Annotated in this window: 27 protein-coding genes; 14 read left to right on the top strand and 13 right to left on the bottom strand. The window is 74.4% G+C overall.

Features of this window, described 5'->3' with window-relative positions; translation table 11 throughout:
* Window positions 1-12 precede the first annotated feature (12 nt).
* Window positions 13-1,266, bottom strand: a complete 1,254-nt coding sequence (ilvA, locus tag I4I81_RS20190; RefSeq protein WP_218605202.1) for a threonine ammonia-lyase — start codon at window positions 1,264-1,266, stop codon at window positions 13-15.
* Between the two features lie 71 nt (window positions 1,267-1,337).
* Here ilvA and I4I81_RS20195 point away from each other — a divergent pair, with 71 nt between their 5' ends.
* Window positions 1,338-2,348: a sigma-70 family RNA polymerase sigma factor gene (locus tag I4I81_RS20195; protein ID WP_226363474.1), complete on the top strand. Its 1,011-nt coding sequence runs from the start codon at window positions 1,338-1,340 to the stop codon at window positions 2,346-2,348.
* 35 nt (window positions 2,349-2,383) lie between these two features.
* Window positions 2,384-2,605, top strand: coding sequence for a hypothetical protein (locus I4I81_RS20200; protein ID WP_218616259.1), 222 nt, complete (start codon window positions 2,384-2,386; stop codon window positions 2,603-2,605).
* Window positions 2,606-2,615: 10 nt separating this feature from the next.
* Here the strand turns inward: I4I81_RS20200 and I4I81_RS20205 are convergent, their stop codons facing one another.
* From I4I81_RS20205 to I4I81_RS20235, 7 genes are all read right to left on the bottom strand, one after another.
* The gene (locus tag I4I81_RS20205) at window positions 2,616-3,080 is read right to left on the bottom strand and encodes a hypothetical protein (RefSeq protein ID WP_218616260.1); all 465 of its coding nucleotides are present in this window, start codon (window positions 3,078-3,080) and stop codon (window positions 2,616-2,618) included.
* A 5-nt stretch (window positions 3,081-3,085) separates the two neighbouring features.
* Window positions 3,086-4,234, bottom strand: coding sequence for a cystathionine gamma-synthase (locus I4I81_RS20210; RefSeq protein ID WP_218602922.1), 1,149 nt, complete (start codon window positions 4,232-4,234; stop codon window positions 3,086-3,088).
* A gap of 24 nt (window positions 4,235-4,258) precedes the next feature.
* Window positions 4,259-5,962 (bottom strand): SDR family oxidoreductase, encoded by a 1,704-nt coding sequence (locus tag I4I81_RS20215; RefSeq protein WP_218602923.1) that lies wholly within the window; start codon window positions 5,960-5,962, stop codon window positions 4,259-4,261.
* 8 nt (window positions 5,963-5,970) lie between these two features.
* Window positions 5,971-6,507, bottom strand: coding sequence for a flavin reductase family protein (locus I4I81_RS31765; RefSeq protein ID WP_443690147.1), 537 nt, complete (start codon window positions 6,505-6,507; stop codon window positions 5,971-5,973).
* Between the two features lie 455 nt (window positions 6,508-6,962).
* Window positions 6,963-7,802: a metal-dependent hydrolase gene (locus I4I81_RS20225; RefSeq protein ID WP_218602924.1), complete on the bottom strand. Its 840-nt coding sequence runs from the start codon at window positions 7,800-7,802 to the stop codon at window positions 6,963-6,965.
* A gap of 67 nt (window positions 7,803-7,869) precedes the next feature.
* A complete protein-coding gene (locus I4I81_RS20230) occupies window positions 7,870-8,541 on the bottom strand; it encodes a maleylpyruvate isomerase family mycothiol-dependent enzyme (protein WP_218602925.1) in 672 nt (223 codons plus the stop codon).
* Window positions 8,542-8,617: 76 nt separating this feature from the next.
* A complete protein-coding gene (locus I4I81_RS20235) occupies window positions 8,618-9,988 on the bottom strand; it encodes a cystathionine beta-synthase (RefSeq protein WP_218602926.1) in 1,371 nt (456 codons plus the stop codon).
* A gap of 349 nt (window positions 9,989-10,337) precedes the next feature.
* On the opposite strand from I4I81_RS20235, the gene I4I81_RS20240 reads away from it, so the two are divergent.
* A complete protein-coding gene (locus I4I81_RS20240; protein WP_218602927.1) occupies window positions 10,338-10,961 on the top strand; it encodes a sigma-70 family RNA polymerase sigma factor in 624 nt (207 codons plus the stop codon).
* On the opposite strand, the gene I4I81_RS20245 is transcribed toward I4I81_RS20240, so the two are convergent.
* A complete protein-coding gene (locus I4I81_RS20245; RefSeq protein WP_226363476.1) occupies window positions 10,888-12,186 on the bottom strand; it encodes an RNA polymerase sigma factor in 1,299 nt (432 codons plus the stop codon). The genes I4I81_RS20240 and I4I81_RS20245 overlap by 74 nt on opposite strands.
* Before the next feature lie 23 nt (window positions 12,187-12,209).
* Complete coding sequence (locus I4I81_RS20250; RefSeq protein ID WP_443690146.1) at window positions 12,210-12,665, bottom strand: YciI family protein; 456 nt, start codon at window positions 12,663-12,665, stop codon at window positions 12,210-12,212.
* Between the two features lie 84 nt (window positions 12,666-12,749).
* Between I4I81_RS20250 and I4I81_RS20255 the strand changes: the two genes are divergently transcribed.
* Window positions 12,750-13,970, top strand: coding sequence for an acetyl-CoA C-acetyltransferase (locus tag I4I81_RS20255; RefSeq protein ID WP_218602928.1), 1,221 nt, complete (start codon window positions 12,750-12,752; stop codon window positions 13,968-13,970).
* A gap of 67 nt (window positions 13,971-14,037) precedes the next feature.
* Here I4I81_RS20255 and I4I81_RS20260 read toward each other — a convergent pair whose 3' ends face one another.
* Complete coding sequence (locus I4I81_RS20260; protein WP_218602929.1) at window positions 14,038-14,847, bottom strand: Bax inhibitor-1/YccA family protein; 810 nt, start codon at window positions 14,845-14,847, stop codon at window positions 14,038-14,040.
* A gap of 83 nt (window positions 14,848-14,930) precedes the next feature.
* Complete coding sequence (locus I4I81_RS20265; protein ID WP_218602930.1) at window positions 14,931-15,308, bottom strand: hypothetical protein; 378 nt, start codon at window positions 15,306-15,308, stop codon at window positions 14,931-14,933.
* A 133-nt stretch (window positions 15,309-15,441) separates the two neighbouring features.
* On the opposite strand from I4I81_RS20265, the gene I4I81_RS20270 reads away from it, so the two are divergent.
* Together I4I81_RS20270 and I4I81_RS20275 are read left to right on the top strand one after the other, a co-directional pair.
* A complete protein-coding gene (locus tag I4I81_RS20270) occupies window positions 15,442-15,702 on the top strand; it encodes a hypothetical protein (protein WP_218602931.1) in 261 nt (86 codons plus the stop codon).
* The gene (locus tag I4I81_RS20275) at window positions 15,702-16,391 is read left to right on the top strand and encodes an alpha/beta hydrolase (RefSeq protein ID WP_218602932.1); all 690 of its coding nucleotides are present in this window, start codon (window positions 15,702-15,704) and stop codon (window positions 16,389-16,391) included. Before I4I81_RS20270 ends, I4I81_RS20275 begins: the two co-directional genes overlap by 1 nt.
* A 16-nt stretch (window positions 16,392-16,407) precedes the next feature.
* Here I4I81_RS20275 and I4I81_RS20280 read toward each other — a convergent pair whose 3' ends face one another.
* A complete protein-coding gene (locus tag I4I81_RS20280; protein ID WP_218602933.1) occupies window positions 16,408-16,980 on the bottom strand; it encodes a TetR/AcrR family transcriptional regulator in 573 nt (190 codons plus the stop codon).
* Between the two features lie 55 nt (window positions 16,981-17,035).
* Here I4I81_RS20280 and I4I81_RS20285 point away from each other — a divergent pair, with 55 nt between their 5' ends.
* From I4I81_RS20285 to I4I81_RS20320, 8 genes are all read left to right on the top strand, one after another.
* Entirely contained in the window at window positions 17,036-18,175 is a 1,140-nt protein-coding gene (locus tag I4I81_RS20285; RefSeq protein WP_218602934.1) for an acyl-CoA dehydrogenase family protein, read from the top strand.
* 53 nt (window positions 18,176-18,228) lie between these two features.
* Window positions 18,229-19,203: an excalibur calcium-binding domain-containing protein gene (locus I4I81_RS20290; RefSeq protein WP_226363477.1), complete on the top strand. Its 975-nt coding sequence runs from the start codon at window positions 18,229-18,231 to the stop codon at window positions 19,201-19,203.
* A 503-nt stretch (window positions 19,204-19,706) separates the two neighbouring features.
* Complete coding sequence (locus I4I81_RS20295) at window positions 19,707-20,576, top strand: hypothetical protein (RefSeq protein WP_218616261.1); 870 nt, start codon at window positions 19,707-19,709, stop codon at window positions 20,574-20,576.
* A 36-nt stretch (window positions 20,577-20,612) separates the two neighbouring features.
* Window positions 20,613-21,713 carry a serine hydrolase domain-containing protein gene (locus I4I81_RS20300; protein ID WP_218605218.1) on the top strand — a complete coding sequence of 367 codons (1,101 nt, stop codon included), beginning with the start codon at window positions 20,613-20,615 and terminating at the stop codon, window positions 21,711-21,713.
* Between the two features lie 57 nt (window positions 21,714-21,770).
* Complete coding sequence (locus I4I81_RS20305) at window positions 21,771-22,121, top strand: YciI family protein (RefSeq protein WP_218605214.1); 351 nt, start codon at window positions 21,771-21,773, stop codon at window positions 22,119-22,121.
* Window positions 22,111-23,346, top strand: a complete 1,236-nt coding sequence (locus tag I4I81_RS20310; protein WP_226363478.1) for an RNA polymerase sigma factor — start codon at window positions 22,111-22,113, stop codon at window positions 23,344-23,346. The genes I4I81_RS20305 and I4I81_RS20310 overlap by 11 nt, the downstream gene beginning before the upstream one ends.
* A gap of 49 nt (window positions 23,347-23,395) precedes the next feature.
* Window positions 23,396-24,361, top strand: coding sequence for an AraC family transcriptional regulator (locus tag I4I81_RS20315; protein ID WP_218605215.1), 966 nt, complete (start codon window positions 23,396-23,398; stop codon window positions 24,359-24,361).
* Window positions 24,362-24,423: 62 nt separating this feature from the next.
* Window positions 24,424-25,650 (top strand): cytochrome P450, encoded by a 1,227-nt coding sequence (locus I4I81_RS20320; RefSeq protein WP_226363479.1) that lies wholly within the window; start codon window positions 24,424-24,426, stop codon window positions 25,648-25,650.
* Window positions 25,651-25,654: the final 4 nt, after the last annotated feature.

Genomic DNA, 25,654 nt, shown 5'->3' on the forward strand with positions numbered 1-25,654 from the left:
TGCCCGGCGGCGCTACATCCGGCGGCCCTCATCGTCCACCGCCACGTGCCCGGCCGCGCGCAGGGCGCCCAGGAGCTCGGTGGAGTGCGCGGGCCCGCGCGTCTCCAGCGTGAGCGCGACCTCCACGTCGCCCAGTTCCAGGGCGCCGGTGATCCGCGTGTGCGCCACGTCGAGGACGTTCGCCCCGTGCGTGCCCATCAGCGTGAGCACTCCGGCCAGCGCGCCCGGCCGGTCCGCCATCCGGACCCGCAGCGACAGGTAGCGCTCCGCGGCCGCCATGCCGTGCTGGATCACGTGCAGCAGCACCAGCGGGTCGACGTTGCCGCCGGAGAGCACCGCGACCACCGGCGTCGTGAAACGGTCGGGGTACTCCATCAGCGCCGCCACCCCCGCGACCCCGGCCGGCTCCACCAGCATCTTCGCGCGCTCCAGGCACAGCAGCAGCGCGCGGGACAGGGCGTCCTCGTCGACGGTCAGGATCTCGTCGACGAGTGCCGTGACCTGCGGGAACGTCAGGTCTCCCGGCCGCCCGACCGCGATGCCGTCGGCGATCGTGCGCATCGACGGCAGCGTCGTGGGGGCGCCGGCGGCCATCGACCCGGGCCACGCCGCCGCCCCCTCGGCCTGCACGCCGACCACACGGACGTCGGGCCGCTCCGCCTTGATGACGGCGGCCACCCCGCCGAGCAGGCCGCCGCCGCCGGTGCAGACGAGCACCGTCGCGACGTCGGGCACCTGCTCCAGGATCTCCAGCCCGACGGTGCCCTGGCCGGAGATGATGTCCGGGTGGTCGAAGGGATGGACGAACACCGCACCGGTGCGCTCGGCGAACTGGATCGCCGCGGCGATGGAACCCTCGATGGTCTCGCCGACGAGGTGCACGTGCGCCCCGTAGCCGCGGGTGGCCCCGACCTTCGGGATCGCCGCTCCCACCGGCATGAACACGGTGGCCTCGATGCCCAGCATCTGCGCGGCCAGCGCGACGCCCTGCGCGTGGTTGCCCGCGCTCGCCGCGACGACCCCCGACGCCCGCTGCCGCGCGTCGAGCCGGTGCAGGCGCGTGTACGCGCCGCGGATCTTGAACGACCCGGTGCGCTGCAGGTTCTCGCACTTGAGCCACACCGGCCCGCCGCAGCGTTCGGCGAGCGCCCGCGACCGGGCGACGGGGGTGGTGGTGACGACGCCGGCCAGCAGCTCCCGGGCGGCGCGGATGTCGTCCGCGCTGACGGGGGGCACCGGCCGGGCGCGGGGTTCTGCAGCGGCCATGGCGGCATCCTCGCACCCGGGAACGTCGGACCCCGGCTCTAGTCTGTGCCGCAGGTGGAGGGGAGAACGCCGTGACCACGATCGAACGGCCCGCCCGGGACGACTTCCTGGAGCTGGCCGCACCCTACCGGCGCGAACTGCTGGCGCACTGCTACCGGATGCTCGGGTCGGTGCACGACGCCGAGGACATGCTGCAGGAGACGCTGGTGCGGGCCTGGCGGGCCTACGACCGGTTCGAGGGCCGCTCGTCGTTGCGCACGTGGCTGCACCGCATCGCCACCACCACGTGCCTCACGGCGCTCGAGGGCCGCACCCGGCGCCCGATGCCCGCAGGGCTGCACGGCACGGGCTCCGACCCGGACGACCCCCTGCGGGACAACCCCGAGATCGCCTGGCTGGAGCCCGCACCCGACGACGCCGTGTGCCCCGACGCGGGCGCCGACCCCGCGGCCGTCGTCGCCGCACGGGCGGGGGTCCGGCTCGCGTTCGTCGCCGCGCTGCAGCACCTCCCCGCCCGGCAGCGTGCCGTGCTGCTGCTGCGCGAGGTGCTGCAGTGGAAGGCCGCGGAGGTGGCGGAGCTGCTGGAGACATCGGTCGCCGCGGTCAACAGCGCGTTGCAGCGGGCCCGCGCCCAGCTCCAGGAGGTCGCACCGACCACGGACGACGTGCCCGAGCCGCTCACGGCCACGCAGCGCGAGCTGCTCGACCGCTACGTCGCGGCGTTCGAGGTGAAGGACGTGACCGCGATCGTCGCCCTGCTCGCCGCCGATGTCGCGTGGGAGATGCCGCCGTTCGAGTCCTGGTACCGGGGTCGCGCGCACGTGGCGCAGCACCTGGAGCTCCGCTGCCCCGGCGGCCCCGGAGACTTCCGGCTGCTGCCGATCGCGGCCAACGCCCAGCCCGGCTTCGCGCTGTACCTCCGCGGCGACGACCGCACGTTCCTTCCGTTCGCGCTGCAGGTGCTCACGTTCACGGGCGAGAGCGTCACCGACGTCGCCACGTTCCTCGACCACGCCCTGTTCACCCTGTTCGGGCTGCCGGAGCGCCTGCCGGCGGACCACCCGGTAGCCTCGGAGGCGTAGGGCTGCCGTGAAGGCGCCCCGGGGGAGGACGACGGATGACGCGGCTGCGGATGCTCGCTCCGCTGCTGGCCGCGGCCGTCCTGGCCGCCGTGGCCGTCGCCACGGTGCGCGACGCCGGCTGTGACGAGCCCGGTTACCTCGCGCAGGTCGACGGCGGGTACGAGCTGGTCGGCGGCTGCATCGCGGCGGGCGACCTGCTGGTGGCCGACCCGCCCCCGCCCGCCCCGGTCGTCGGCGAGGCCGCGGACAAGGGCTGACGACCCGCCCTCACGCGCGGGCGGTCCGGCGCAGGTCGGTCGCCAGGTGCGGCCGCCGCACCCTCCCCCTGGTCCAGAGCAGCCAGCCACCGGCGCTGATCTGCACGAACCGGTAGTTGACGATCTCGGCCGCGGTGAACAGCGCGATCCCCAGCCCGGCGAGCGGCACCAGCCGGTCCCCGGTGCCGAGGTCGACGACGCAGAGCACCGCGGCGACGACGGCGAGCAGCCCCGCCACCCCGAGCAGCCCCTCGACGGCGCGGCACCACAGGCGCGACACCGGCCCCCGCATCCGCCGGGACCAGTACAGGGACCCGGCGACGAGCGACACGGCGAGCGCCCCCGCGGCCACGACGAGCCCCGCGGTCGGCGCTCGGTCGGCGCCGAGGGCGGTGAGCAGGACGGTCGGCAGGAACACCGCGTTGACGGCCTCCAGCACGGCCAGCGTCCGGAGCCTGCGGTGGACCCGGCGCACGGGGCCTACCGCAGGGGGTCGAGGGCGGTCCGCAGGTCGTCGAGCAGGTCCTCGACGTCCTCGATGCCGACCGAGAGCCGGATCAGGTCGTCCGGCACCTCCAGCGCCGACCCCGCCACCGACGCGTGCGTCATCGCGCCGGGGTGCTCGATCAGCGACTCCACGCCGCCGAGGGACTCGGCCAGGGTGAACAGCCGCGTCGACGCGCACACCTTCAGTGCCGCCTCCCGCCCACCGGCGACGGTGAACGACACCATCCCGCCGAAGCGCCGCATCTGCTTGGCCGCGACCTCGTGGCCGGGGTGCTCGGGCAGGCCCGGGTACAGCACGCGGGACACCGCGGGGTGCCCGGCGAGCAGCTCGACGACCCGCTCGGCGTTGTCGCTGTGGCGCTCCATGCGCACCGCGAGCGTCTTGACGCCGCGCAGGGTGAGCCAGGCGTCGAACGGGCCGGGGACCGAACCCACCGAGTTCTGCGTGAACAGCACCTTCGCCGCGAGCTCGTCGTCGCTGGTCACGAGCGCGCCGCCGACCACGTCGGAGTGCCCACCGACGTACTTGGTCGTGGAGTGCAGCACCACGTCGGCACCGAGGGCGAGGGGGTTCTGCAGGTAGGGCGAGGCGAACGTGTTGTCGACGACGAGCCGCGCGCCGGCCTCGTGGGCCACCGACGCCAGCGCGGCGATGTCGGCGATGCCGAGCAGCGGGTTGGTCGGCGTCTCGCACCAGATCGCCTTGGTGGTGGGCCGGACCGCGGCCCGCAGTGCGGCGACGTCGCCCAGGTCGACCGGGGTGTACTCGACCCCCCACCCGGTGAGGATCTTGTCGACGAGCCGGAACGTGCCGCCGTAGGCGTCGTGCGGGATGACCAGGTGGTCGCCGGGCGCGAGCAGCACGCGCAGCAGGACGTCGGAGGCGCCCATGCCCGACCCGAAGGCGATCCCGTGCCGGCCGCCCTCCAGTGCCGCGAGGCACTCCTGCAGCGCGGTGCGGGTGGGGTTGGCCGAGCGCGAGTACTCGTAGCCGCCCGCCCGCAGCCCGCCGACGCCGTCCTGCGCGAACGTCGACGACGGGTGGATCGGCGTGATCACCGCTCCGGTCGTGGGATCGGGCTCCTGGCCCGCATGGATGGCGTTCGTCGAGAAGCCCGGCATGGCCCGAACGCTACGCGCCGGTCCTCAGCGGCCCCGGTCGAGCCCTCCGGCGGCGAGGGTGCGCAGCAGCGCGGGTGACAGGCGCGACAGCAGGCGGACGACCTTCGCCTCCGGTGTCACCGGCACGACGGCGCGGTCGCGGCGCACGGCGTCGACGATCTCGGCCGCCACCCGCTCCGGGCGGAAGTCGCGCTTCCCGTAGACCGATGCGGCGTGCGCGCGCCGGGCGTCCTGCTCGGCGTCGTCGAGACCGGAGAACGTGCTGGTCCGGGTGATGTTCGTGTCGATCAGGCCCGGACAGATCGTGGAGACGCCGACGCCGTGCGCGGCGAGCTCCCCGCGCAGGCAGTCCGACAGCATCGCCACCGCCGCCTTGCTGGTCGAGTACGCGGCGAGGTCCGTCGCGGGCAGCCACGCCGCGGCGGACGCGACGTTGACGACGTGCCCGCCCTCACCGCGCTCCACCAGCCGGGCCCCGAACTCGCGGCAGCCGTGCACCACGCCCCAGAGGTTGACGTCGAGCACGCGGCGCCACTCGTCGACGGTGGTGTCGAGGAACGTGCCCGAATGCCCGATCCCCGCGTTGTTGACGACGACGTCCGGCACCCCGTGAGCGGCCACGACGTCGTCGGCGAGCTTGCGCATGCCCGCCTCGTCGGACACGTCGACGGCGAACGCGTGCCCCCCGACCTCCTCCGCCGTGCGGGTCGCGGCGGCCGCGTCGATGTCGACGGCCACGACCTCGGCCCCCAGCGCCGCGAACGCCCGCGCGGTGGCCGCCCCGATCCCGCTGCCCGCGCCGGTGACCAGCACGAGCGCGCCCCCGAACTCGCCGCCGTCGCGGACGCGGGTGAGCGCCGGGGCCGCGTGCGCCCCGCGCACCAGGTCGGCCAGCTCGGTGATCATCCGGGCGAGCACCGGACCGTGCGTCAGCGGCGCCCAGTGCCCGGACGCGATGCTGCGGCGCCACAGCTGCGGCACCCAGCGGTCGAGGTCGGCGGCCATGCCGGGCCGCACGTAGTGGTCGTCGGCGGCGTGCACGACCTGCACCGGCACCGTCGTGCGCCGCTCCCCCGGGTCCGTCAGCCGCCGCAGCACGTTCGCGCGGTAGAGCCGCACGCCGATCTCGCCGTCGGCCCCGCGGGTACGCACCCGCTCCCGCGGCGCGACGCCCTCCAGCCGCGCGAGCAGCGCGTCCCACTGCGACCCCAGACCGAGCCGCCACGGCAGCGCGCCGAGCCCCGGTACCTGGAACGCCGCGACGTACCAGGAGTGCAGCAGCTGCACCGCCGACGCGCGCGGGTGCGATGCCCAGCCCCGCATCCACTGCCCGATGTGGTCCAGGCACCCGCCCGCGACCGAGGTGAACGAGGCGATCCGGTCGGCCGCCGACGGGTCGGTCACGAGCTCCCAGGCCAGGATCGCGCCCCAGTCGTGCCCGGCGAGGTGCACCGGCGCGTCCGGCGACACCGCGTCGAGGACGGCGCGCAGGTCGGCCGCGAGATTCTCGATGCGGTACGGGTCGGTGCCGGGCGGGCAGTCCGACGCCCCCGCCCCGCGGTTGTCGAACGTCACGACGTGGAACCGGTCCACCAGCTCCTCCACGACGTCGGCCCAGACCACGTGCGTGTCCGGGTAGCCGTGGACGAGCACGACGGTCGGGTTCGCCGGGTCGCCGTGGGTCCAGACGGCGAGCCGCACGTCACCGGAGCGGACGAGCTGCTTCATGGGGCTCCCTACAGATCGAGGACGAGGCGGTCGCCGGCCGGGCGGTCGGTGCACAGGAGGTGCTCGCCGATGCGGCAGGTCCCGCAGAAGCCCTGCCGGCAGGAGTAGGCGACGTCGGGGCGGACCTCGCGGACGACGTCGAGCGCGGTCCGGTCGGCCGGGACGTCGAGCACCGCCCCGCTGCGCGCGAGCACCAGCCGGAACGGCCTCCCCCCGACGACGGGCGGGGGTGAGAAGCGCTCGACGTGCAGCGCGGTGGCGGGACTCGCCGGGAACGCCGCACGGACCGCGTCGAGCATCGGGGGCGGGCCGCAGGCGTACACGGCGCCGCCGGGTGCGGCGCGGGCGAGCAGGTCGGTGGGCACACCGTGCTCGTCGTCGGCGTGGACGGTGATCCGGGACGGGGACCCGAGCGAGTCGAGGAACGGCATGCTCGCGCGCGTCCGGCCGGTGTAGAGCAGGTGCCAGTCGACGCCGGACCGCGCCGCCGCCCGCACCATCGGTGCGATCGGGGTGATCCCGATGCCCCCGGCGACGAAGAGCATGCGCGGCCGCGTGACGAACGGGAACGCGTTGCGCGGGCCGCGGACGGCGACCCGGGCACCCGGCCGGAGCTCGTGCACCTCCGCAGACCCGGGACCGACGAGCCGCACCGCGATCCGGTAGGAGTGCCGGTCGGCGGGGTCGCCGGTCAGCGAGTACTGCCGACGGCGCCCCGACGGCAGCTCGACGTCGAGGTGGCAGCCGGGCTGCCAGACCGGGAGCGGGCCGAGCCCGGCGAGCCGCAGCGCGACCACCCCGTCGGCGACGACCGCCCGGTCGGCGACGACCGTCCGCAGCGTCCGGTCCACCCGGACCGGGTCGCGCCCGTCGCCGCGGGCGAGTGCGCGGTACCCGCCTGCGAGGGCGGCGAGCAGGCGCATGGCTCGGTCGGGCCGGTCGCGCCCGCGCAGGTCGCGCGGCACCGCCGGGACCCGGGTCCCGGACGGGACGAGCGCCGTCACCGGTTCGCCGCCGGCGAGGTGCCGAGGTAGGCCACCGCGCGCGCCGTCGACCCGTCCTGGCTCGGGTGGTAGCCGGGCCGGAACCAGCGGGCGACCTGCCACGCCATGCCGAACGGGTCCGGCACGACGCCGCGCCTGCCGAGCCGGACCCAGTCGCTCCAGCGGGCGCGCCGCGGGCAGGTCGGGTCCGCCTCGGTGAGGAACAGCGCGCCGCGCGCCCACAGCCAGGTGAGTACCGGTGCGACGAGCAGCATCGCGCGGGCGCGGCGCAGATAGGAGTCGTCGAGGTGGACGAGGGTGTCGAACGCGACGCAGCGGTGCTCGACCTCCTCGGCCCCGTGCCAGCGCAGCAGGTCGAGCATCACGGGGTCGGCGTGGTCGAGGGCGGACGCGCCGAGCACCCAGTCCCCCAGCACCGACGTCAGGTGCTCGATCGCGGCGACGACGGCGAGCCGTTCGACGAGCCCGTGTCCCGCCCACCGCCCGCCGAGCAGCCAGCCGAAGATCCACTCGACCTGCTCGGTGTAGGGCCGCGTGTCGATCCCGGCCGCGTGCAGCACGTCGAGGACCTCGTCGTGGGCCCGGGCGTGCATCGCCTCCTGGCCGATGAACCCGCGCACCTGGTCGGCGAGGTCCTCGTCGGCGATACGCGGCAGCGCCTGCGTGAACAGGTCGACGAAGAACCGCTCGCCCGCGGGCAGCAGCAGGTGCAGCACGTTGAGCACGTGCGTGCCGACCGGCTCACCCGGGATCCAGTGCAGCGGCAGGTCGGACCAGTCGAAGTGCACGTCGCGCGCGACGAGCACCAGGTCCGCGGGATCGTCGACCCGGGTCATGCGGCCTCCCTGCCGTAGATGTAACCGTCGGTTACATGTAACCACCGGTCACACCATGCGGCACGGATCACGCCGTGGCAAGTCCCGGGTCGGGTCGGCCCGCCATCCGCCCGGCCACGACGGCCGCACCGGGACCGGTGAGCGCGTCGGGCCCGACCGGGCGCCCGGTGGCGACGAGGAGCAGGTCACCGGCGGGTCCGCGTAGCTCGGGGCCCTCCCCGCCGCCCGGTCGGCGCCGGTCGCGACCAGCCGGACGTCGGCGAGACGCGTCCTCCCGCCGTAGCACGGGCTGTTCCTGATCGTGGCCGGCACCGGCGCCGCGCGCTCGACCGGCATCGTCCGCCCCCGCCCGAGCGGGCACGCGGTGTCCTGCCCGTGCACCAGGACGTCGACGAGCGGGTCGTGCACGGACGCGCCGGGGAAACCGCAGGGTCGACGACGCCGTCGCCCGCAGCTGCTCCACCAACTCCGCGGGCCCGAACTCGGCCGCCCGCCCGGGGGCCACCTCGTCGAAGTGCCGGTCCAGGTCGCCGCGGGTGCGGAGCACGCCGCGCACCGCGCTCCGGACCGTCCAGCGGGTGGCGATCGTCAGGTGGGCGACGACCTCGCGCACGGTCCAGCCGCCGCACAGCGACCGCACCGCCCACTCGTCGGCGGCGAGGTCGTCGAGGAGGTCGGCGAGGTCGAGGCACCCGGCCTCGACGGCGGCGACGGTGGCGGCGCGGCCGGTCTTCGGCATCGGGTCCTCCGGGACGCGGGGCGGGTCGTCCGGGAAGAGACCCGCCCCGCACCCGGAACCATCGGTGCGCCCGGGGTCAGCCCCCCGAGCCCAGGAACGCGAGCACGTCGGAGCGGGTGACCACGCCGGCCGGCTTGCCGTCGACCAGCACCAGTGCCGCGTCGGCCGTGGAGAACGCGCCCATCGCGGTGTCGAGCGCCTCGCCGGCGCCGATCGTCGGCAGGGCGGGCGACATGTGCTTCTCGAGACGGTCCGAGAGCTGGGCGCGACCGGTGAACAGGGCGTCGAGCAGGTCGCGCTCGACGACCGCACCCGCGACCTCCGCGGCCATGACGGGCGGCTCCGCCCGGACGACCGGCATCTGCGAGACGTGGAACTCGCGCAGGTAGTGCACCGCGTCGGCGACGGTCTCGTTCGGGTGCGCGTGCACCAGGTCGGGCAGCGAACCGTCCTTGCGGCGCAGCACGTCGCCGACCGTGGAGCCCTGCGCGGGCGGGAGGAAGCCGTAGCCCGACATCCACGCGTCGTTGAAGACCTTGCCGAGGTAGCCGCGGCCGCCGTCGGGCAGCAGGACCACGACGACGGCGTCCTCGGGCAGCTCGCGGGCGACCTGCAGCGCCGCGACCGTCGCCATCCCGCACGAGCCACCGACCAGCAGCGCCTCCTCGCGGGCCATGCGACGGGTCATGTCGAACGAGTCGCCGTCGGACACCGCGACGATCCGGTCGCAGATGTCCTTGTCGTAGGTGGTGGGCCAGAAGTCCTCGCCGACGCCCTCGACCAGGTACGGGCGGCCGCCGCCGCCGGAGTAGACGGACCCCTCCGGGTCGGCCCCGATGATCTGCACGCGGCCGTCGGAGACCTCCTTGAGGTAGCGCCCGGTGCCGCTGATGGTGCCGCCGGTGCCGATGCCCGCCACGAAGTGCGTGATCCGCCCGTCGGTCTGCTCCCAGATCTCCGGGCCGGTGCCGAGGTAGTGCGACTCGGGGTTGGCCTGGTTGGCGTACTGGTTGGGCTTCCAGCCGCCCTCGGTCTCGCGGGCGAGGCGGTCGGAGACGCTGTAGTAGGACTCGGGGTGGTCGGGCTCGACCGCCGTGGGGCACACCACGACCTCGGCCCCGTAGGCCCGCAGGACGTTGCGCTTGTCCTCGCTGACCTTGTCCGGGCAGATGAAGATGCACGAGTAGCCCTTGCGCTGGGCGACCATCGCGAGGCCGACGCCGGTGTTGCCCGAGGTCGGTTCCACGATCGTGCCGCCGGGGCGCAGCTCACCGGAGGCCTCGGCCGCCTCCACCATGCGCAGCGCGATGCGGTCCTTCACGCTCCCGCCGGGGTTGAAGTACTCCACCTTGGCCAGCACCGTCGCCGAGATGCCCTCGGCGACGGCCCCCAGCCGGACGAGTGGGGTGTTCCCGACGAGATCGGCGACATGGTCCACGTAGCGCATGCCCCCATCGTCCCCCACCGCACCGACGGTGCACGGAGGAGGTCACCTACCGGGGCCCGTGGACACAAAGCGAACACCCGTACGCACCACGCCGGACGCATTACGCCGATTTGTCCCTCGATGGGGCTGCTGCGAGTGGTCGGAGGACTACTGTTCGCCACCGCACGGGTCCTCCGGCCGACGGGCACATCGACCGGGAACAAGGCTCCGAGCGCTCCCCAACGGGCCGTTCCGCGTCGGTTCACGCTGCGCGCCGACGGCTCCCCATCACCGCTCCGCACACGGGTGACCCACGAACGGGTCTCGTGGGCGCGAGCTGTCGTACGCGGTACCGCAGGAGGGGAACTCCGTGCAGGACGACGACTCGTCCGGTCAGCCGGGCGAGCACAACGACAGCGACGACGATCCCGAGCTCGAACGCCTCGCCCGGCTCGCCGGGCAGGGCGACCGGGGCGCACTGGAGGAGTTCCTGTGCCGCATCAAGCTGCCGGTGATCCGGTACTGCCGCAGCAAGCTGCTCGGGGCCACCGGCGCGCAGGGCCCGGACGACGTCGCCCAGGAGGTGCTGCTCGCCGTCTGCGACGCGCTGCCGCGGTTCCGGCCCGACGGCACGTCGGTCATGGCCTTCATCTTCGGCATCTGCCGTTTCAAGATCGTGGACGCCTACCGGGCGTCGGGCCGGGACCGCTCGACGCCGAGCGACACCCTGCCCGACAACGCCGACGACGACCCCGGGCCCGAGCACGCCGCGATCCTCTCCACCGAGGTCGTGCGGATGATCCGGGCGATGGCCCGGCTGCCCGAGAACCACCGCGAGATCCTGCACCTGCGCATCGGGCTGGGGTACCCGGCCGAGGAGGTCGCACGGCTGCTCGGCACCACCGCCGGGGCCGTCCGGGTCACCCAGCACCGGGCGATGGTGAAGCTCCGCCGGCTGCTCGCGGAGAACCTGGCGGACGAGGAGGAGGACTGACCTCGGCGAGGCGCCGCCGCAGGAACCGGCGCTCCGGTTCGTTGCCGACCAGGTCCAGCGCGGCGCGGTAGGCCGCGGCGGCCTCGGTGCGGCGGCCCAGCCGGCGCAGGAGGTCGGCGCGGGCCGCGGACAGCAGGTGGTGTCCGCGCAGCCGGGCGTCGGCGGCGAGTGCGTCGAGCAGCACCAACCCGGCATCGGGGCCGTCCCGCATCGCGACCGCGACCGCCCGGTTCAGGTCGACCGGCGGTGAGGGCGCCACCCGGGTCAGCACGTCGTAGAGCGCGACGATCTGGGGCCAGTCCGTCGTCGCGACGTCGGCGGCCTCGACATGGCAGGCCGCGATCGCCGCCTGCAGCGCGTAGGCGCCCGGCGCGCCGCCGGTGAGCGCCCGCACCACCAGCTCGCGGCCCTCGCCGATCGCGGCGGGGTCCCACCGCGACCGGTCCTGGTCCTCGAGCAGCACCGGGTCGCCGTCGGGACCGGTACGGGCGTCACGCCGGGCGTCGACGAGGAGCATGAGTGCGAGCAGGCCGTCGATCTCCCGCTCGTCCGGCAGGAGCCGGCGCAGGATGCGGGCCAGCCGGATCGCCTCCGCGGCGAGGTCGGCGCGCACCAGGTGGTCGCCCGAGCTGGCGGCGTAGCCCTCGGTGAAGATCAGGTAGAGCACGCGCAGCACGCCGGGGAGCCGGTCCGGCAGCTCGTGGGCCTCCGGCACCCGGAACGGGATGCGCGCGTCGCGGATCTTCTTCTTGGCCCGCACGATCCGCTGGGCCGCGGTCGCCGTCGGCAGCAGGAACGCCCGGGCGACCTCGGGGGTGGACAACCCGGCCAGGCAGCGCAGCGTCAACGCGGTCTGCGCCTCCGCCGCCAGGGCGGGGTGGCAGCAGGTGAAGAACAGCCGCAGCCGCTCGTCGGGGACGTCGCCGCCCTCGTCGACGGGGGCGACCGGCCCGGCACGGTCGACCTCGACCTGCAGCACGGCGAGCCTCGCTGCGTAGGTGCGGTCGCGGCGCAGCACGTCGACGGCGCGGCGCCGGGCCGTCGTCAGCAGCCACGCCCCCGGCCTCGACGGCACGCCGTCGACCGGCCAGCGCTCCAGCGCCGCCGCGACGGCGTCGGAGGCCACCTCCTCGGCCAGGTCGAGGTCCCCGAACTGCCGGACGAGCACGGCGAGCAGCCGGCCCCGCTCCTCCCGGAACACCGCCTCCAGGGAGTGTGCGGCCACGGGGTCGACCGCCCGACCGTCTCTCACGGCGCCTCGAACTCCTGGACCGGACGCACCTCGATCCGCTGCCCGCGCCGACTGCCGGGGCAGCGGGCGGCCCAGTCGATGGCGGCGTCGAGGTCGGGGACGTCGAGGAGGTAGTAGCCGCCGAGCACCTCGCGGGTCTCCGCGAACGGCCCGTCGGTGACGACCCGCTCGCCGCCGTCGCCCACCGCGACGGTGGTGGCGGTGTCGACGCCCTGCAACGCCTCGCTCGCGACCATCACCCCCGCCTCGGCGACCGCCTTCTCGTAGGCCCGGTACCGGTTCATCTCCTCCTCGACACCCTCCGGAGTCCAGTCGCCGTCGACGGGTCCGTAGATCAGCAGCATGTACTTCATCGCGTGCTCCTCGTTCGGGTCGGGCGGCAGGGTGCCGCACAGCATGACGACGAACGGGGACCGGTGGAATCGACAGCCGGGCCCCGGAGAGCGGGCCACGTCACGTCCACACACGCGTCGAGCCCGGTTACCCGCGAGTATCCTTCGTTGCGGAAGCCGACCCCACCACCAAGGAGATCGACGATGCCCGAAGCCGTGATCGTCGCAGCGGCCCGCTCGCCCATCGGCCGCGCGTTCAAGGGATCGCTGGCCGGCATCCGTCCCGACGACCTGACCGTGCAGATGGTCCGGGCGGCGCTGGCGCAGGTGCCCGAGCTCGACCCCACCGACGTCGACGACCTCATGCTCGGCTGCGGCCTGCCCGGCGGGGAGCAGGGCTTCAACATGGCCCGCGTCGTCGCCGTGGCGCTCGGCTACGACACGATGCCCGGCACCACCGTCACCCGCTACTGCTCGTCGTCGCTGCAGACCACGCGCATGGCGCTGCACGCCATCAAGGCCGGCGAGGGCGACGTGTTCATCTCCGCGGGCGTCGAGACGGTGTCGCGGTTCAAGGCCGGGAACTCCGACTCGTGGCCGGACACCCAGAACCCGGCGTTCGCCGACGCCGGGAAGCGCACGGTCGCCACCGCGGAGTCCGGCACCGACACCTGGATCGACCCCCGCGGCACCGGCGACGTGCCCGACGTCTACATCTCCATGGGGCAGACGGCGGAGAACCTGGCGCGCGCCAAGGGCGTCACCCGGGAGGACATGGACCGCTTCGGGGTCCGCTCGCAGAACCTGGCCGAGAAGGCCATCGCCGACGGCTTCTTCGCCCGCGAGATCACCCCGGTCACCCTGCCCGACGGCACCATCGTCTCCACCGACGACGGCCCGCGCGCCGGCACCACCTACGAGGGCATCAGCGGCCTCAAGCCGGTGTTCCGCCCCGACGGCCTGATCACCGCAGGCAACGCGTGCCCGCTCAACGACGGCGCCGCCGCACTGGTGATCATGTCCGACACGAAGGCCGCGGAGCTCGGTCTCACGCCGCTCGCGCGCGTCATCTCCACCGGGGTGTCCGGGCTGTCGCCGGAGATCATGGGCCTGGGCCCGGTCGAGGCGTCGAAGCGGGCGCTGAAGCTGGCCGGCATGACGATCGACGACATCGACCTCGTCGAGATCAACGAGGCGTTCGCCGCACAGGTCATCCCGTCGGCGCGCGACCTGGGCATCGAGGAGGACAAGCTCAACGTCCACGGCGGCGCGATCGCGATCGGTCACCCGTTCGGCATGACCGGCGCCCGCATCACCACCACCCTGCTCAACGGCCTGCGCAGCCGCGACAAGAGCATCGGGCTGGAGACGATGTGCGTCGGTGGCGGTCAGGGCATGGCGATGGTTCTCGAGCGCCTGAGCTGACACCCCGAACGCACAGCGGCCCCGCACCGGATCGGTGCGGGGCCGCTGTCGTGCTGCCGGTCGAGTGTCAGTCCGAACGCAGGTAGCTCAGCAGGCGCAGGATCTCGATGTAGAGCCAGACCAGCGTGGTCATCAGACCGAAGGCGATGTACCAGGCGAACTTCGCCGGGGCACCGCCGCGGATGGCGTTGTCGGCCTGGTCGAAGTCGAGCAGCAGGCTGAACGCCGCCACACCGATCACGAGCAGGCTGAAGCCGATGGCCAGCGGCCCGCCGTCGCGCAGCCCGGTGTTGATGCCGAACAGGCTCATCACCAGGTTGAACAGCATGAGCACGACGACGCCGATCAGGGCGCCCATCAGCCACTTGGTGAACCGCGGGGTGACCCGGACGGCGCCGGTCTTGTAGACGACCAGCATGCCGAGGAACACGCCCGCGGTGCCGACGATCGCCTGGAGCGCGATGCCGGGGTAGATGTCGTTGAAGACGCCGGAGATGCCGCCGAGCGCCACGCCCATCGCCGCGGAGTACAGCAGCACCAACGGCGCGCCGGACCACTGCGGCTTGAAGATCAGGACGAGGGACACGACGAAGCCGACGATGAACGCGGGGAGCGCGAGGGCGTAGAGGCCCGACACCGCGGTGAGCGTGCCGAGCACCAGTGCGGTACCCGCGCTCAGGCCGGTCTTCATCACGACGTCGTCGATGGTGATCGGGCGCTCACCGCCCCCGGCGCGCCCGGGGTCGACCTGCGAGGCCCGGGTGTCGGCGTAAGCGGAGGCGCCGCTCATCGCGCCGCCCTGGCGGTCGAAGGTGGCGTAGCCGTTGCCCTGCCCGTTGGGCAGGTTGCGGAACGCCGGATTGCTGCTGGTGCGCACCTGGGTCCTCCCTGGATGAATGCCGTGCATCCTGTCCAACGCGGGACGTTCTGTCGACGTTCCCCGCAATGGTAAAGAGAAGATTACGCTGCAGCCGTGCCGCCGCGCGGCGGGTCCAGTGCGACCCCGGCCTGCTCGGGCGCCGCCTCGGTCAGCAGCCGAGTGAGCGCGCGGTCGGGTTCCGCGGCGTCGGCCGGCGGCGGTTCCGCCACCCCGACGATGCCGCAGACCTGCAGCAGCACCTCGTCGTAGGCGGACAGCAGCGCGACCTGCCGCACGCGGCTGCCCGGGCGCCCCGCGCTGACCTCCCGGCGCAGCCTGCGTACGTCTGCCACGGCCCGCTCCGGCGACGGACCGGGCGTCGGACGGCGCTCCAGCACCGCCGTGACCGCACGGGGGACCCACCGCAGGAGGACCCCGAGCACCAGGGTCGGGACCACCGCGACGAGAAGGAGGACCACCAGGGGCGATCGGACACCCGCCACCCCGTCGACGTCACGCGGTCACCCATGGGTGGACCACTGCCGACCACGACAGGCACCCGTCCGACGGCGCCGCTAGGGTCGTCGCGACCAGTCGGCGGCGGTGCCGGCAGTGAGGGTGTGGACGAACATGTGGGCCTTCTTCTCGCGTCGCCTGCGGATGTGGCTGATCCTGGCCGTCGGGGCTCCCCTCGTGGGCTTCCTGCTCGGCAAGATCGGTGACCTGATCGAGGCCCGCCGCGGGCCGAACGCCGCCAGCAAGGCGCTGCACACCGGCCGCCGGTGGCTGCAGAAGCGCAGCACGGGACCGCTGTCCTCGCGCAGTGCGGCCGACCCGGCCGGAGCGCGGGACGCGGGCACGCCCGCCCGCTGATGACCGCGTTCGTCCTCGTGCACGGCGCATGGGGCGGCTCGTACGGCTTCCGGGCGGTGCGCAGGCTCCTCACCGCGGAGGGGCACGAGGTGCTCACGCCCAGCCTCACCGGGCTCGGCGAGCGCAACCACCTGACCGGCCCGCACGTCGATCTGTCGCTGCACGTGCGCGACGTCGTCAACGCCCTGCACTACGACGACGTCGAGGACGCCGTACTCCTCGGGTTCTCCTACGGCGGCATGGTGGTCACCGGGGCGATGGAGCTGATCGCCGACCGCGTCCGCGACCTGGTCTACCTCGACGCCTTCGTCCCCGACGACGGTGACAGCGTGCGCTCGTTGACCGGCGGCCGCCTCGGCGACGACTCCCCCGACGCGCCGCCGACGGTGCCCGCGGGGATCCGCACGTTCGACGACCCCATCGTCGCCGCCCGCTCCAACCCGCGCCGCCACGCCCAGCCGATGCGCACGCTCACCGAGCCCGTCCGGGTGTCGCTGCCGATCGAGCAGCGGGGCGTCGGGCTCACCTACATCCGCGCCACGGAGGATCCGGACGGGTCGGCGTTCGACACGTCCGCCGCCCGCGCCCGCACCTCGGACGCGTGGCGCTACCACGAGATCGCGACGACCCACATGGTCCCGGAGAACCGGCCCGAGGAGCTGGCGGCCCTGCTCCTCCCCCTCGCCTGACGCCGAGACCGCGGGGTCAGCGGGCGAGGCCGTGCAGGAGCAGGTCGGCGAGGTGGGCGTAGGCGTCGGCGTCGCTCAGCGCCGTCCCGGCCGCCACCTTCCGCTGCTGGATGCGCACCATCGTCGCGCTGACGACGTCGCCGACGAAGCCCGCGTGCACCGGCCGGAACGCCCCGGCGACCATCCCGGCGTCGACGAGCTGCTGCACGCGCCGCGCCGCCGCCCGGGTGTTGCGCTCGTAGACCTCCGCGGCGGGCGGGAACGCGGCGACGTCGTCGAAGAAGCGGGCGGACGCCGCGGACAGCTCGGTCGCGACGGCGCGGAGGTAGGCGTCGACCTGTTGGGCGGGGTCGGTGCGGGCGGTGACCGCGGCCTCGACGCGCTCGGTCGCGGCACGGAAGAAGTGCACCACCGCGGCCCGGACCAGCTGCTCCTTGCTCCCGGCCAGCGTGTAGAGGGTGCGCTTGGAGCAGCGCAGGCGCGCGGCGAGGTCGTCGAGGGTGAGGTGGGCGAAGCCCTCGCCCAGCAACAGGTCGACGAGCTCGTCGAACAGCGCCGTGCGCCGCGACACTCCCCGCGCCCGCGTCATGTCAACTACCCTAGCCGGTACTCACGTACCCGCTCGAGTACCGATGGAGCCCGACATGGCTGTCGACCGCCTGCTGCCCACCCAGGAGGCCGAGGACCTGCTCGCCCTCGTCCGCGACATCGCCGACAAGGAGCTGGCGACGCGCGTCGAGGAGCACGAGCGGGCCGAGACCTACCCCGAGGGCCTGTTCGCGACGCTCGGCGAGGCGGGGCTGCTCGGCCTCCCCTACCCGGAGGAGCACGGCGGCGGCGGGCAGCCCTACGAGGTGTACCTGCAGGTACTGGAGGAGTTCGCGGCGCGCTGGGCCGCGGTGGCGGTCGCCCTGTCGGTGCACGGGCTGTCGTGCCACCCGCTCGCCTCGTTCGGCACGCCCGCGCAGCAGGAGGAGTGGCTGCCGCGGATGCTCGCCGGGGAGCTGCTGGGCGGCTACTCGCTCTCCGAGCCGCAGGCCGGTTCCGACGCGGCCGCCCTCGCCTGCAAGGCCGAGAAGGTCGACGCCGGCTACAAGATCACCGGCACGAAGGCGTGGATCACCCACGGCGGCATCGTCGACTTCTACGCGCTGTTCGCCCGCACCGGCGAGGGCTCGCGCGGCGTCTCGTGCTTCCTCGCCCCCGGGCAGGCCGAGGGCCTGAGCTTCGGCAAGCCCGAGGAGAAGATGGGGCTGCACGCGATCCCCACCGTCACCGCCAACTGGGACGGCGCCGTCATCGGGGCCGACCGGCTGATCGGCAACGAGGGCGACGGGCTGCCGATCGCGTTCTCCGCACTCGACTCCGGACGCCTGGGCATCGCCGCCGTCGCCACCGGGCTCGCACAGTCCGCACTCGACGCGGCCGTCGACTACGCCCACGAGCGCAGCGCGTTCGGCAAGAAGATCATCGACCACCAGGGGCTCGGCTTCCTGCTCGCCGACATGGCCGCCGCCGTCGACTCGTCCCGGGCGACCTACCTCGACGCCGCCCGGCGCCGCGACGCCGGCCGCGACTACGGGCGTCAGGCGTCCGTCGCGAAGCTCGTCGCCACCGACGCGGCGATGAAGGTGACGACCGACGCGGTGCAGGTACTGGGCGGCTACGGCTACACCCGCGACTTCCCCGTCGAGCGCTACATGCGCGAGGCGAAGATCATGCAGATCTTCGAGGGGACCAACCAGATCCAGCGCCTGGTGATCAGCCGCAAACTCGCTCGGTAACGACTCGCGCACTCTCCCGATCTACCGGTGGCTGTCGTCACGTGGGGAGAAAAGTGGAGAACTCGGCGCAGGGTCTGCGGATGCTCGACCCGGAGCACAGGGTCGTCGTCACCGGCGAGGAGCACCACCAGGCCGCGCTCGCGCCGTGGGCCCCGCGCGCCGACGGCCGGCCGCGCCGCGTCGCCGTCGGGCTGGGGTTCGCACCCGGCACCCGCGGGCGCCAGGTGATCGAGGTCAGCCTCGACGGCCGGCGCGTCGGCGTCCTCACGGCCCTGATGTCGGAGCGCTACGCGCCGCACCTGCACGAGATCCTGCGGCGCCGCGAGCGGCCCGGGTGCGTGGCGATGGTGGTGCGCGGCCGGCGCGGGCTCGTCGAGATGGCGCTGTTCCTGCCGGAGGTCGCGGGCGACGGCACCGCCGCACTGCCGCCCGTGCCCCCGCGCCCGACCCCTCCCCCGGCACCCGGCGGCTGGCCGGGCAACGCCGGTTCCGGTGGGTGGCCGGGCCCCGACACGACCGGCCCCGGCAACACGGGCCCCGGGCGCAGGCGGCGCAGCAGGCGCCCGCTGTGGGTCGGCGCCGGCGTGCTGACGGCGCTGGTGCTCATCGGCTCGACCGTCGGCGGCAATCGCGACGGGGAGGTCCCGACGGTCGCCGCCTCGGCCCCGTCGACGACGCAGACGGGCGCCCCCGCGACCACGCGGGCGACGCCCACGCCCGCCCCGACCACCGCGCCCGTGGTGGTGGAGGAGGTCGACGAGATCGACGCACCGGCGGTGGTCCGGCCGGCCGAGGTCACCCGAGCGCCGGCGCGGACGACCGAACAGCGCAGCGCACCCGCCCCGGAGACCCGCACGGAGCCCGAGCCCGTGCCGGATCCGGCCCCGGCCCCGGCCCCGGCCGAGGCGTACTACGCGAACTGCGATGCCGTCCGCGCCGCCGGAGCCGCCCCCATCAGGGTCGGCCAGCCCGGCTACCGGGAAGGCTTGGACCGGGACGGCGACGGGCAGGGCTGCGGGGAGGACTGATCCCCTCACCTCCACGGCCTTGTGCGAGCCAGGCAGGCCGTCGCGACGGGCCCGTAGTCCCATCAGCCCAGGTCGGAAGCAAGCAGGCGGGCCGGCCGCCCCGGCATCGGAGCACGGCTACGCCCTCCGACCACACATGATCGCCACGGAACTGCACCTGACGGCCTTCCGCGGGGGCACCACGTGCGGCTCGGCCGATCACCGCGGCGCACCGGGCACCCGGTCGGCGCGGGATGCACGTGGTGGCCGTCCGCGGGGCGGCCGGTCGCGTGATCGACGCGAGTTGGGTCCCGCGGTCGGGCGCACCCCCATCCCACTCACCTCGGAACGATCACCCGGCCGGCACTCGGTGTCGGCGCGGCGTTCGCCGCAGACGAGTGACCGATCAGCCCACCCAGCAGTACCGTTCGGCCTAGAGAGGGGCCACCCTTACCGGTGATCGGTAACGGTGAGCGATGATCGCCGATCAGCAAGGGGATCATCGCTACTCCATCGAGGGGACCATGTTCGAGAACTCGACCCAGGGTCTGACCCTGCTGGACGCCTCGCACACCGTCGTGGTGGTCGGCGAGGAGCACCACCAGCCCGTTCTCGCCCCGTGGGCCCCCTTCGGCGACGAGCAGCCGCGCCGCGTGGCCGTCGAGCTCCGACCGGCCCCGATCACGCTCGGTGCCGACGCCGGCCGGCCCGGTGTCGAGGTGCTCCTCGACGGGTGGCGGGTCGGTGAGCTGGCCCCGCTCATGGCGGAGCGCTACCTCCCCCACGTCCACGATCTGCTGAGCCTCGGCGGGCGCCCCGCCGCCGTCGCACTCGTCGCGCACGGCCCGCACGGCGACCTCGAGATCGAGCTGCAGCTGCCCGACGTCACCGAGGACGCCACCACCGCGATGTACGCCGTACGCCCCGCCCAGCAGTTCGCACCGGTCCCCCGCCCGCGCGACCGCCGCATCCCGTACCTGGTCGGCGGCGGCGTACTGGCCCTGCTGCTGGTCGTCGGCGCCACGGTCGCCGGCGGTCGGGACTCCGACAGCGACTGGACGCGCCCGGCCGCGTCCCCCACCACGAGCGTGCGCCCGTCGCCCACCATGATCCCGACGGTGCCCGCGACGGCGACGACCGATCCGATCGCCGAGCAGGTCGTCGCCGACGTGGCCCGCACCCGTCCGCGGGCCGCGGTGCCGGTCGCACCCGTGACGACGACGCCTGCGCCCGCCCCGGCCCCGGTGGTCCTCCCGACCACCGCCGCGTCGGTGACCAGCGAGACCGAGGACCCGGTCGTGCTCTTCCCCCCACGCCCGACGACGACAACGACGACGCCGGCCACCGCGGTCACCGCACCCACCTGCACTCCCCCGCAGGAGCCCCCCTGCTAGCGATGAGTTCCGGCGCCCCCACCGGTCCCTCCTGACGTGACCACGACGCCGGACCTGTCCCCCCTCTCCCGACACGTCGACTCCGGGGAGATCCCCGGCCTCGTCGCGCTCGTCGCCCACGACGACGAGGTGCGGGTCGCGACGTTCGGCCGGCTGCACCACGACGGCCCGCCGGTCGAGCGCGATTCGATCTTCCGGATCAGCTCGATGACGAAGCCGGTCGTCGCCGCGGCGGCCATGTTGCTGATCGGGGACGGCCTGCTCGACCTCGACGAGCCCGTCGACCGGCTGCTCCCCGAGCTCGCCGACCGCCGCGTCCTGCGCAGCGTCGACGCCGACCTCGACGACACCGTCCCCGCCCACCGGGCGATCACCGTCCGCGACCTGCTGACGTTCCGCCTCGGCTTCGGCCTCGTCCTCGCCCCGCCCGGGCAGCACCCGATCCAGCGCGCCGTCGACGACCTGAGCCTCGCCCAGGGGGCCCCGGGGACCCAGACGCCGCCCGCCCCCGACGAGTGGATCCGCCGCTTCGCCACGCTCCCGCTGCTGCACCAGCCGGGCGAGCGGTGGATGTACGGCACCGGGTCCGACGTGCTCGGCGTGCTGCTCGCGCGCGCGGCCGGCTCGTCGCTGCCCGACCTGCTGCGGGACCGGATCCTCGCACCGCTGGGCATGCGCGACACCGGGTTCCACGTCCCCGCGACGGAGGTCCACCGGCTCGCCACGATGTACCGGCCCGGCGGCGTGGTCTCCGACGACCCCGCGACGGGCGCGTGGAGCCGTCCGCCGGCGTTCGCGCAGGGTGCGGGCGGGCTCGTGTCGACCGTCGACGACTACCTGGCGTTCAGCGAGGCGCTGCGCACCGGCGACCTGCTGCCGCCCGCGGTCGTCGCGGAGATGACGCGCGACCAGCTCGACCCCGGCCAGGCCGACGGCGTCCTCCTCCCCGAGGGGTTCGGCTGGGGCTTCGGCGTGGCCGTGCGCACCGACGGCCGCTACGGCTGGGAGGGCGGCCTCGGCACGTCCTGGAGCACCCACCCGGGCACCCGCGTCACGGGCATCCTGCTCACGCAGGTCGAGTGGTCGCAGGGCCCGACGGAGGTGTGGTCGGACTTCTGGCGGATCGTGGAGGGGTGAGGTGTCGATCCGGCACCGCCGCGTTCGTGTGGGATGCGGACGACGAAGGAGGACCCGATGCCCCAGTACCTGCTCTCGATCTACCAGCCCGACGGTGACCCGCCCCCGCCCGAGGTGCTCGACCCGATCATGCGCGACCTCGACGCCCTCAACGCCGAGATGCGGGCGGCCGGCACGTGGCTGTTCTCCGCGGCGCTGCACCCCCCGTCGACGGCGACCGTCGTGCGCGCCGCCGACGGCGACGCCCTGCTCACCGACGGCCCGTTCGTCGAGGGCAAGGAGCACATCGGCGGGTTCACGGTGATCCGCGCCGACGACCTCGACGAGGCGCTGCACTGGGGCCGGCGGCTCGCGGAGGTGCTCGCGCCGCTGTCGATCGAGGTGCGTCCGGTGCACGGTGGGCCCTGAGGAGATCGAGCGGATCTTCGCCGCGGAGTACGGCCGCGCGGTGGCGGTGCTGACGCGCGTCCTCGGCGACATCGACCTCGCCGAGGACGCCGTCCAGGACGCCTTCGCGACGGCCGTGCAGCGCTGGCCGCAGACCGGGCCGCCGCCCAGCCCGGCCGGCTGGATCATCACCACGGCCCGCAACCGCGCGATCGACCGCCACCGCCGCGAGTCGACGCGGGACACCCGGCACGCGCAGGCCGCCCTGCTGCACACCCCGTCGGACCCGACCGCGGACGAGGAGGACGCCGTGACCGACGACCGGCTCCGCCTGGTCTTCACCTGCTGCCACCCCGCACTGGCCCCGGCCGCGCAGGTCGCGCTGACGTTGCGCCTGCTCGGCGGGCTGACCACCCCGGAGATCGCACGGGCGTTCCTCGTCCCCGAACCCACGATGGCGCAACGGATCGTGCGCGCGAAGGGCAAGATCCGCGACGCCCGCATCCCGTACCGGGTGCCGTCGGAGGCGGAGCTCCCCGACCGGCTGCGGTCCGTGCTCGCCGTCGTCTACCTGATCTTCACGACCGGGCACACGGCGCCGGGCGGCGACGCGCTCGTGCGCGCCGACCTGTGCGCGGAGGCGGTGCGGCTCGGGAGGCTGCTGCACGACCTGATGCCCGACGAGCCGGAGGTCGCGGGCCTGCTCGCGCTGATGGTGCTCACCGAGTCGCGCCGCCCTGCCCGCACCACGGCCACCGGGGCGCTGGTCCGCCTCGCCGACCAGGACCGCGCGCTGTGGGACGCCCGCCTGATCGCCGAGGGCCGGGACCTCGTCCGCGCGTGCCTGCGCCGCGACCGGCCGGGGCCCTACCAGGTGCAGGCGGCGATCCAGGCCGTCCACAGCGACTCGGTGGATCGGGACGCCCCGACCGACTGGACCCAGGTCCTCGCCCTCTACGACCTGCTGCTGACGCTCACCCCGACGCCGGTGGTCGCGCTCAACCGGGCCGTCGCGGTCGCGGAGATCGACGGGCCCGCCGCGGCACTGGAGATCGTCGACGGCCTGGACCTCGACCGCTACCACCTGTTCCACGCGATCCGCGCCGACCTGCTCCGCCGCCTCGGCCGCCCCGACGATGCGGTGCTCGCCGACGCGGCCGCACTCGCCCGCACCGACAACGAGGCCGAGCGGGCACTGCTGCGCGGCAACTCCGGCCCGTTCCCCGATGCGGAACGCCGCCGTTGACCCGTGACCGGCGGACGGCAGGCTGGACGTCGACACCGCGGAGGCGACGATGCCGAGCACGTCGATCACGACCACGGACCAGTCCGAGGCCCGCGTCGAGTGCGGCCGCGTCTACTTCCCGCACCGCCTCACCGTCGCCCACGACCCCCGCACCTTCGCGATGTCGCTGTCGGCCGTGTCGCTCGGGACCGTCTCGGCCGGGCTGCTCGCCTACAGCGGCGAGGTCCGCGTCGAGACCGACGAGCTGGAGACCGGGTACGAGATCAACGTCCCGCTCGACGGGGACCTGCGCACCTGGACCGGGCACGCCGATGTCTGCGCCGACCCCGGGACCGCCGCGGTCTACCGGCCCGACGGGTGCGCCCGGCTGCACGGATGGGCGGGCGGCGGGCGGCTGTTCGGCCTGAAGATCGAGCGCACCGCGCTGGAGGAGACGCTCGAGGAGCTGACCGACCGCCCGATCCGCTCGACCGTCGCCCTCGCGCCCCGGCTCGACCTGCGCAGCGGCCCGGGACGGCAGTGGTGGCGCCTGGCGTCGGCGCTGATCGACCTGGCCGGTGACCCGGACGGTCCGCTGGGCCGACCGGTCGTGGCCCGGCCGCTGGCCCGCAGCGTCGTCGCCGGGTTCCTGCACGCGGCCGACCACCCGTTCCGCGGCCTGCTCGACGAGCTCCCGCCCGCACCGCGCCCTGCCACCGTCCGCCGGGCCGTCGAGCTGCTCGAGGACGGCCCGGAGCAGCCGTGGACCGTCACCGACCTGGCCCGGCGGGTCGGGCTGACGACCCGAGGGCTGCAGGCCGGGTTCGCCCGGCACGTCGGCGTCGCCCCGATGGCGCACCTGCGGCGGATCCGGGTGGAACGGGCCCACCTCGACCTGCTGGCCGCCGATCCCGCGCGCTCCTCCGTGGCCGACGTCGCCGGCCGCTGGGGGTTCACCCACCTCGGCCGGTTCGCCGCCGCCTACCGCGAGCGCTACGGCCGCCCGCCCTCGCACACCCTGCGGGAACTGCGCTGATCGGATCGGCCGCGTGCGCGCAGCGGATCGACCGTGACCCGCGCCACACCTAGCGTCGGGTCGTGACCACCACCACGGACGCGTCCGACTTCAACCCGATGGTCTCCCCGCACCGGGAGGACCCGCACCTGTTCTACCGCGCGGCGCGGGCCCGGCCGCTGCAGCTGAGCCCGACCCTGGGCGCGTACATGGTCACCCGCTACGACGACCTGCGGACCGTCATCGACGACCCGCAGACCTACTCGTCGGCACCGGCCGTCCCGAAGATCTACGCGAACGCGCCCGAGGTCGTCGAGATGCTGCGGCGCGGGAACGTGCCCGAGACCAACGCCGTCGTCAACGAGGACGAGCCCGCGCACACCCCTGTCCGCCGGGTGTTCGACGCCGGGTTCACCGGGGCCCGCGTGCGGGCGATGCTCCCGACGATGCACGCCACCGCCGACGCGCTCATCGACGCGTTCCCCGCGCACGGCGCCGACCTCGTCGCCGACTACGCGATCCCGTTCGTGCAGACGGTGATCAGCGCGATCATCGGCTTCCCGGCCGAGGACACCGCGCAGATCCAGGTGTGGACCGACGACCAGACCACGCTGTGGAACCCCCTCGCACCGGTGGAGGCGCACCTCGCCGCGGCCGAGCGGATGGGCGAGTACACGCGCTACCTGCAGGCCCTGATCGACGAGCGCCGCGCCCACCCGCGTGAGGACCTGCTCTCCGACCTGATCCACGGGGCGAACGGCCATCCCGGCCTGCCCGACGAGTACACCCACTGCATCGTCCGCGGAGCCGCGCGCGTCGCCGGCTTCGACACGACCCGCGACGCGATCACCTCGACGATGTACGCCGTGCTGGCGGAGCCGTCGATCCGCGAGCGGGTGCTGGCCGACCCGGTGAAGATGATCCCGCGCGCCACCGAGGAGGTGCTGCGCCGCGACGCCCCGCACCGCGGCCTGTTCCGGCTCACGACCCGCGACACCACCCTCGGCGGCACCGACCTCCCGGCGGGCACGCCGCTGCTGCTGCTGTTCGGATCCGGGAACCGCGACGAGTCGGTGTTCCCCGATCCCGACGCCGTCGACCTGGACCGCCCCAACGTCCGCGACCACCTCGCCTTCGGCCGCGGCCTGCACGTCTGCCCCGGCGCGCCGATGGCGCGGGCCGAGATCCGGGTCGCGCTGGAGCACCTCGTGCGGCGCCTGCCCGCCATGGGCCTCGCGCCGGGGTACGAGCCGGTCTACATCGCCAGCTACTTCTTCCGCGGTCTGGAGTCGCTCGACGTCACCTGGTGAGTCC

It is taken from the genome of Pseudonocardia abyssalis, assembly GCF_019263705.2.
Classification (GTDB): domain Bacteria; phylum Actinomycetota; class Actinomycetes; order Mycobacteriales; family Pseudonocardiaceae; genus Pseudonocardia; species Pseudonocardia abyssalis.